Here is a 7,924-nt window from a genome sequence, read left to right on the forward strand (position 1 = left end):
CTCAAATACTCAAATACTCAAATACTCAAATACTCAAATACTCAAATACTCAAATTTTAGGAGCTGTAATAATTCTTGTCAAACAAAAGTAATCTGTTATCAAAGTTCCTTTAACATATTCTATTTTTAGTAGTTTATTAGCTTGAATAGGGTCAAGAAAAATATTGATTACTTTTCAGGCTACGGTATTTTCGCCGAATCGTTTTACAAACGAATCATCATTGGAACGATAATATTGAGACTAGCTTGAGCTTGATTATCAAGGCAGACTTTCCTGCGTATAGCAGGGTTCGTCTAACTATTCAAACCATCTGCTTCATCTTTAAAGGTCTCTACAACGATAGAGAAAATATCGTCCCAAACCTCATCATTTGCCAAAAACGGATAATCCTTCAGTAGCTTATTACTTTTAGCACCCTTATTTTGTAGCATGCTGCGAATGATTCTATCGGCATAGCTGTTGGGCATCTCAACAATCTCTTTTATCGCCAGTCGTGCATGGTCATGCTTTCTTAGGTACTGTGACTCGTTATGCATCTCTTTTTCAATAACATGAGCAATCAGTCCTGATAAGTACTGAACGTGAGGCGTTAGATCCATGAAGCGCCATGCAGGTTGAATCAGGTGAGTATTTCCAAAATTTAAGTTTGAGCGAATACCATCAGGGTAGGTAACTGCCTGTTTATCAAAGCTGTAATGATCACGGATTTGCTTCATGAGCGGCACAGAGACACGGTCTAAAATCTTATCATAGGCATGCCGGTCTGAGGGATGCTCGGCAATGGCTTGTGATATAGGTAGGATAATCGGCTCATGAATGACCTGGTCTCGCCTGAGGACGTCATTAATTAAAAAGCGATGTACACGGCCATTGCCATCCGCCAGCGGATGAATATATACAAAGGCAAAGGAGGCAACCGCACTACGCATCAGTGCTGATTGTCCCTCAGTCTTTTCCATAAATACCTGTAATCCTTCTAACTTATCAGCAATGTCATCAGCTGGTGGAGCAATATAATGCACAATTTCTTTAAAGCCATTGACCTGAGTATGCGACACAAAAACTGGTGATTGACGGACACCATACTGCTGGATAACCGTTTTGCTACCGAGTATCTCTTGTTGCAACTCTGCTAGTGATTCAGGATCAAGCGGAATGTCACCGGTGCCGGTACGCCGTGCCATCACATCGGCAAAACGTTCAATGCGTTTTAACTCTTTTCCCTCACCTTCTATAGTAAAGCTGGCTTTACTCTCTCGTAGGGTCATCCATACGGAGGCGCGCATCAGTAAGTCTTGCCCAAATTCATCGTTAAGTTTGTCAACCATTGTGGCAATATCGAGTGCAGCTGCTTGCGTAAAGGCCTCTGTTTTTACCAGCATCGGACAGAAATGACGGGTTCCTGCTAGATTGTCATTGATACGCCAGCGAGCGTTCTTGATGACCTGCGAAGGACTTGAAGTAACCAACTTCTTGGTATCCAAAGCATCCACATAGTTACCGCCTATATTACTCGGTACCTCTAAATGCTTATCCATGAGCCACTCATACAAGAAAGCCATTCTACGGGCATAGCTGCCTGTCGGCTCAGCGTTTACCCATGCTTGCACGTCATTTGCCCCTATCTGCTCAAATAGACGAACCAGTAACTCTAAATTCAGTACTTCATGACGCATGTGAAACTGTAAGTGCGCAATGATAGTGTCCAGTGGACGTGCGGTTTCCTGATAAGCGTTATGAATGACGTCACCGTCTTTATAGGTTTGTCTGCGCCCACCGATACTACTGCTGACATATAAAGGCGAAACCAGCTCTATGCTGGCATAACGGACAAGCCATGCTGCGCCAATAGGATCTGAGATAGGGGTATTCATCATGAGTGGCTCAAGCGATTATAGATAAGCCATTTTGCGCAAAAACAATTATGAATGCAATATAATGATTATTATAAAGCCTTATTGCATTAAAACGATTTTCTTATGACGTTGCGATGCCTTTAAATCAAGACCAAAGGTCACGTTGAGTCGATATTTAAAATACCTCAGCTATTGACCTGCTTTAAGACACGATAAACGGTAGCTACGCCAACACCAACCGCCTTAGCGATCTCTTCTTTTGTCATATTGTTTTGACTAGCCAATGCTTTAATACGATTGTGTTTTGCGGTATTGGCTTTCTTACCAGTGGGTTTATAGCCACTGTTGGCCAATCCTTGTTTAATGCGCTCTCTACGCTTGTCATTATCAAGCTTTGCCATGGTCGCTAATAAATCGATCAGCATATCGTTAATCACTTTTAGGATCTCACCTGTCATACCGTCACTCATCGTATGTGTGGTTGGTAGATCAGCCACCACCAATCGTAAGCCCTTATCTTTAATACGCTGCTTTAGAATCGAAAAATCATCTTGAGATAGTCTGCTTAATCTATCCACGCTTTCAACCAATAAAATATCGCCTTGCTCGGCGTCCTTTAGCAACTTAGCTAAGATTGGTCTATCGAGCTTTGTACCACTGAAGTGCTCAACGTAATCAACATAGCTATCACCATAGCGGCTACTGAAGGCAACCAAATCTATTAATGCTCTAGTAGCGTCTTGATCCTTAGTGCTGGCTCTCACATAAATACGAACGGTCATAATACCTCTTTGTATCAGTTAGACTTAATAATTGATGTTCATTGATAATAGCAAGATATTACTATCATTTAATATCAAATAAAAGTCAAATGATAGATAGGTTATCGTTTAGAAGTTTTATGTTTTGGGTATAGGTTAATGATAGGCTGACTAAGGTGATAAAACCACCTTAGTCTAATTCTAGGTAGGTTGTTAGCTTCTACATAGTTGATTTAGATAATCGGTCTTTTAGACGTACATTCATAAAACAGGTATATATTAGTGTAATGCCCTACATATATTTTATTTTTCGGTTGTCAAAAGCTATTATAGTCCCTTCTAATACATCAACAGCTTTATTATTAATTATGCTGCACTCTATGGCTCCTGAAATATAACTAATATCATTGCTGTTTGAACGAGAAAATTCACAATGAATTATTTGTTCTGCATCACAAACTATCGCTAAATTAGGGTTATGAGTAACCATAATTATTTGTCTCTTTTGCTTTGCTTCAGTTAACACAGGTACGAGTAAGCTAACTATTGTTTCGTTATCCAAGTTTTCTTCTGGTTGATCTAAGATTATAGGATTATTGTCTTTATCAACCAGGAGGTAGAAGATCAAAAGTAGAGCGCCTCTTTGTCCTGGTGAAAGCTGTTCTATTTGTGCATCCTGAAACATCAAAGTATATTGAGGTTTTAGATACTCTAGCCCAAATATGAAATCATAGACTTCATTAGCATTACGATCTTTCTTTAGTAAAGATTGTATGCCTGGTAGTTTTGAAGCTTCCTCAAGCCTCCCATGTAGTTCTTGAACTAAATTTATAAGAGAAGGTTTAGAACTTATATCATGCTTATCCATTAATTCTCTTAGTACCGCTAAGCTTTCACTCTCCCCTCTAAAATCACCGGCAGTTTGTTTAACCATTAAAAACAATCTATCGTAGATCATATCTAGGTTGCTTTTTAATTCTGACTGAAACTGCAGCTTATATTCGTTGCGTATTAGAGAATTACTTTGAATTAATTCTTGAACAGGTTTGAATAGAGCCTCCCTGCTGATACGTTGTTCATCTAGAATATCAAAAATTTGTGCGGTGATTGAAATTCTTTGGGTTTGCAACTCATCTCTTTCAATTGGCAAATCATTTAATTTTTCGAGCTGATGCTCCAATCCCAGTATTGTCTCAGGTAGGTCGTTTGATCCGACTATTCCAGCCTGTTTTTCTTCCCAAGTATTTAATAATTCTAGGTACTGCTGATAAGCCTGCTGTGGTCCATTTAATCTTGTATTTAAAGCGTTTCGTCTTAAAATTAAAATGTTTTTATTGATATCAAGATTTGCATCACTAGCTTTAATTCTTGTAATTTCAGTAGAAATATTAGTATCTGTTTCTGACAATATCAGCTCATGTACTTCTAACGAAAGCAAGCTTTCTAGAGTTAAATCTAAAGTTACCGCATCAACCAAATGATCACTTCTAAACTGACTCAGAGATCTTTCAACAACCTCAATTCCTTCTTTTATATTTAAATAAGACTTCTTCTTTGAAGCCAACTTAGTCAGCTTAATCTTATTTTCTTCTTGTTGTATATAGATAGCTTCTAATTGCCGATTTACATCTGTTAATTCGGCAGAGACTTGCTGTTGTTCTGCAGAAGACTCGATGGTTGGTTCAGAGACTTCCTCAGGTTTAGCCTTTGAATGCTCTTCAAGCAACCTATTCTTTTGAGTCAATTTCTCGCTAATCGTATTACGAGTTACGTCTGACATCTGTCCTTCAATATATGATATCTGATGATTGATCTTATGTAACACGCTTCTTAAACTATCAAAATTACTCCTCAGCGCACTTTCTTGTTGTTCGATAAGTTGTTCAAAATTATGGGCGCCTAGCCTAGTAGTTTCATTAGCATGAGAGAAAATAACAGCCCTCAATTCCTGTTCAAAAGAATTGGATTTACCGTCGACATGATCGTTACATAGCTCTTCAAAGTGTCCTTGAGGTATATACTTAACAAACTCAACATGTTCAATTTCTGGATCATCATTTAGGTTTTTTTCTAAAACTTGTTCATCTCCCCACATCAATTTTGCAATGAAATGTTTTGCAGGTACACCCACTTTGCCTCTGAAACGGTTTTTCTTTAAGAAAGAGAAATGATGACTTTGTTTTGAGTTGCCTACTAACGCAATAATATCTGCTAGTGCGCTTTTACCACTTCCTTTATTACCAATAATAGCAACCAAATCATTGTTTAACGTTAGTTTAGTATTTTCTAACCAGCGTTCATTAAATGCCGACAATGGAACTTTTGTCACCTCTAGCTTATCTATGAATATACTTCTATTTTCTCTTATCAACTTTAATTTGGGGGGCACTGCACCTATAAAAGAGCGTTTTGCAGGCTCTTTTATTGCTTGTTGTAATCCTTGGAAAGTTGGATTAGCTTTTATCCAAGTAGCTTTTCCTGAAGGGTAATCACCATATCCTCGTTGATCATCATTTCCTTGAATACCAATGAACCGATGCGCATCACTGCCAGAAACAGCTAGTCTTGGAGTATTATTTAATGCTATTTGGAAGTCATCAAACCACCGCTCATTTTTAGTGGTCTTAATACCAGAAAAAGCCTCCCAAATGCTAATATTTCTAGTCTCGAATATTGGCGAAGTTTTGAATAATCCTAAAACGTATACATAATGAGCATTACGCTCTATTCCAGTTAAACCATCACTAGTATCAAAAGGCATAAAACCTATAGCTTGTTTATTTTTTACTTTTGTTATGGCTTCCTTGTAACTTTCACAATTCAATTCAGCCATTATTGAACCAGCTTCTAGAGCATAATTTGTATGATCTAATACCCTAGATATATCTATGCCATGATGCCTTAACTTATCTTCAGGAACCGAACGAGCATAATCAATAAGAGCATCATTAGATAAATTTCTACATCCATCTCCTGGGAACTCTAGCTTCAAATTAGCTTTAAAATCTATGAGCTCTTGGTCTTTAATATTGTCAGAGAAAATTACATGTGCGTTTAATCTTCCTCCTTTTAGGGGTGACATTAGACGTAATTCTATACCAGGAAAAACTGTTTTTTCTAACTTTGGAGCATCGTCCTGCTTCAATCGATGCTTTAAAGCAAACCAACCATCAAAAGTCCAATAATCCATTATTGCAAATACTGCTGGTTCTGCTGAATTGAGTGCATTTATCATCTGATCAACTAATGGCGCATTTCTAGGATCACAAGGATCACTATTGAACTTCTGCCCAGTCCAATGAAACGATGCTGGCGTATGTATATGCAGATCCCATTTTCGCCATTCAGATCCATTAGGGTATTCACTGTTAATCATTAATACTTCCTATTTTTTAATGAACTATCTAGAATTCTCGATAAACATGATTTATTTGCAGAGCTTTCTATTGATTTAGCTAAACCTTCCCACCCACACCTTTAAACTTCTCAACGAAAGCTGCTATTTTCTGCAGAACACTTTGCTTCTTGGTCAGATACTGCGGGTTGAGAGGGTTTAGTTTAGGCAAGATAGCATTCAACTCTGTACCGTTCTCACTGGCGTACTCACGCTTTAGAGAAGCGGTAATATAACGCTTAGCAGCATCTTCATTCAGATTCTCAGCCGCAATCATATCTTTGACTTCACGTTGCTGCTCTACCTGAGCATAGCTAAAGAAGGCATCGATAATGCTGGATTTGTCAGGGATATTATCCAAGTTAGTTTGATTGATAAAATCTACCACCAAGCTTTCTTTGGCTCGGTTGCCAAGGCTTGCTCGAATCAAACGACGTACTTCTTCAACCAAAGCAGACTTGTCCTTGGTGTTTTTATTATGCTCAAAAATTAGCTCAAGGATATAATCTAGATTGATCTCCTGTGATTTGAGCAAGTCTATTTCAAAGACAACCTCATCCCAATCAATCGAAGACTCATCTTGCTGGTCACCCGCCTTTTCACGACGTAGCCAATCGCGTATATCGTTATAGGTTGAGCGATAATCTTGTACGGTACGTTCAGCAGGCACTTTAATAGTTTGCATAGCGGCTATCTCATCATCGTTTAGGTAATGCTCATCCTTAAACGTCTCAACAGCGTCAGCATCGGTCACATCCAAGTCTTGCAGTGCTTTTAGGCTTGCAAACTCATCATAGTTTTGTAATATATTCTCGACACGTAAATACTCCCCGAATAACAGAGATAAGACTCCTTCATCATCTGCTACCACACCATCGACCATATACAGATCTATATCTGTTTTAAAACTTGATAAAGCCATTTTATGACTTTCAATAAACATTTAGCATGATCCTTTATTCTGAGCTACTTTATTTGTAACTTACAGAAACTACCGTTCAACTATTTTCTCATCAATCATTTCAGTTAATAGCTCAGTCACTGTCTTTCGGTTATCAAGCGCAAACTTTTTGAATGCAATATACTTATCTTTGTCAATGTTAAAGTTTACTCGTGCCGTTTTTTGAGGACTATCGGTCACGTCTGACAAAGATAACTCATCTTTTACCTTCTTACTGGGACGACCTGCTGCTAAGCTCATCATTTACTCCTTATCAAAAAATGTTTTAACTTCATTAACCAATACCGTCATTTCTTGTACTGCATTACTGTTCACTGACTCAGTATCAAATACGGTCTTGCCTAATGCTGCGCTATTTGGATAACTTACACGCTGCATAATTCTACTATCTAACACAGGTAGACCGTACTCTAGTAAAACTGAAGCCACTTCCTTACCAATATTAGTATTCTGGATTGCCCTAGACACTACAAAGGCTGCTTTTAGTTTACCGTCAGTCATCTCTATACGCTGCTTTACTAAGTCTACTAAATCGCTAGTCGCCCAAACATCGTATGGGCTAGGCTGTACAGGAATTAATACAAAATCAGCTGCTTTAATTGCAGATAAAGCCAAACTAGTTGCTTGTGGTGAACCATCAATCACAACATACTCTTTATCAGAGACATTTTTTAGATCTTTATCAAGCGTAGGTCTATCGAGACCTATCACTGGTACTGGATTATCTTCATCTACAGCTCGCCAATCACGTGCACTGCCCTGCTGGTCACTATCTACTAGCAATACACTATGTCCTTGCAGCTGCAAGCCACGAGCTAATTGAGTGGCAATAGTTGTCTTGCCACTGCCTCCTTTTTGATTCAACACAGCAATGACTTTCATAGAGCAATCCTAATTTTGAGTATTTGAGTATTTGAGTATTTGAGTATTTGAGTATTTGAGTATTTGAGT

5 protein-coding genes and 1 pseudogene are annotated in these 7,924 nt (G+C 38.3%); all 6 read right to left on the bottom strand.

Going from position 1 to position 7,924, the window contains the following annotated elements; all coding sequences use genetic code 11:
- Window positions 1-294 precede the first annotated feature (294 nt).
- The 6 genes and pseudogenes from DXK30_RS12585 to parA all read right to left on the bottom strand — a co-directional run bounded on the left by DXK30_RS12585 (window position 295) and on the right by parA (window position 7,855).
- A complete protein-coding gene (locus tag DXK30_RS12585; RefSeq protein WP_114701979.1) occupies window positions 295-1,878 on the bottom strand; it encodes a Fic family protein in 1,584 nt (527 codons plus the stop codon).
- A gap of 164 nt (window positions 1,879-2,042) precedes the next feature.
- Entirely contained in the window at window positions 2,043-2,639 is a 597-nt protein-coding gene (locus DXK30_RS12590; protein ID WP_114701980.1) for a recombinase family protein, read from the bottom strand.
- A 271-nt stretch (window positions 2,640-2,910) separates the two neighbouring features.
- A complete protein-coding gene (locus DXK30_RS12595; protein ID WP_114701981.1) occupies window positions 2,911-5,994 on the bottom strand; it encodes a TrlF family AAA-like ATPase in 3,084 nt (1,027 codons plus the stop codon).
- Window positions 5,995-6,073: 79 nt separating this feature from the next.
- Window positions 6,074-6,853: pseudogene (locus DXK30_RS12600) on the bottom strand (type I restriction endonuclease subunit R, EcoR124 family); the annotation flags it as partial.
- Between the two features lie 150 nt (window positions 6,854-7,003).
- Window positions 7,004-7,213 carry a plasmid partition protein ParG gene (locus DXK30_RS12605; RefSeq protein WP_162799539.1) on the bottom strand — a complete coding sequence of 70 codons (210 nt, stop codon included), beginning with the start codon at window positions 7,211-7,213 and terminating at the stop codon, window positions 7,004-7,006.
- A 3-nt stretch (window positions 7,214-7,216) separates the two neighbouring features.
- Complete coding sequence (gene parA, locus DXK30_RS12610) at window positions 7,217-7,855, bottom strand: ParA family partition ATPase (RefSeq protein ID WP_114701984.1); 639 nt, start codon at window positions 7,853-7,855, stop codon at window positions 7,217-7,219.
- Window positions 7,856-7,924: the final 69 nt, after the last annotated feature.

It is taken from the genome of Psychrobacter proteolyticus (assembly GCF_003350005.1).
GTDB lineage: Bacteria > Pseudomonadota > Gammaproteobacteria > Pseudomonadales > Moraxellaceae > Psychrobacter > Psychrobacter proteolyticus.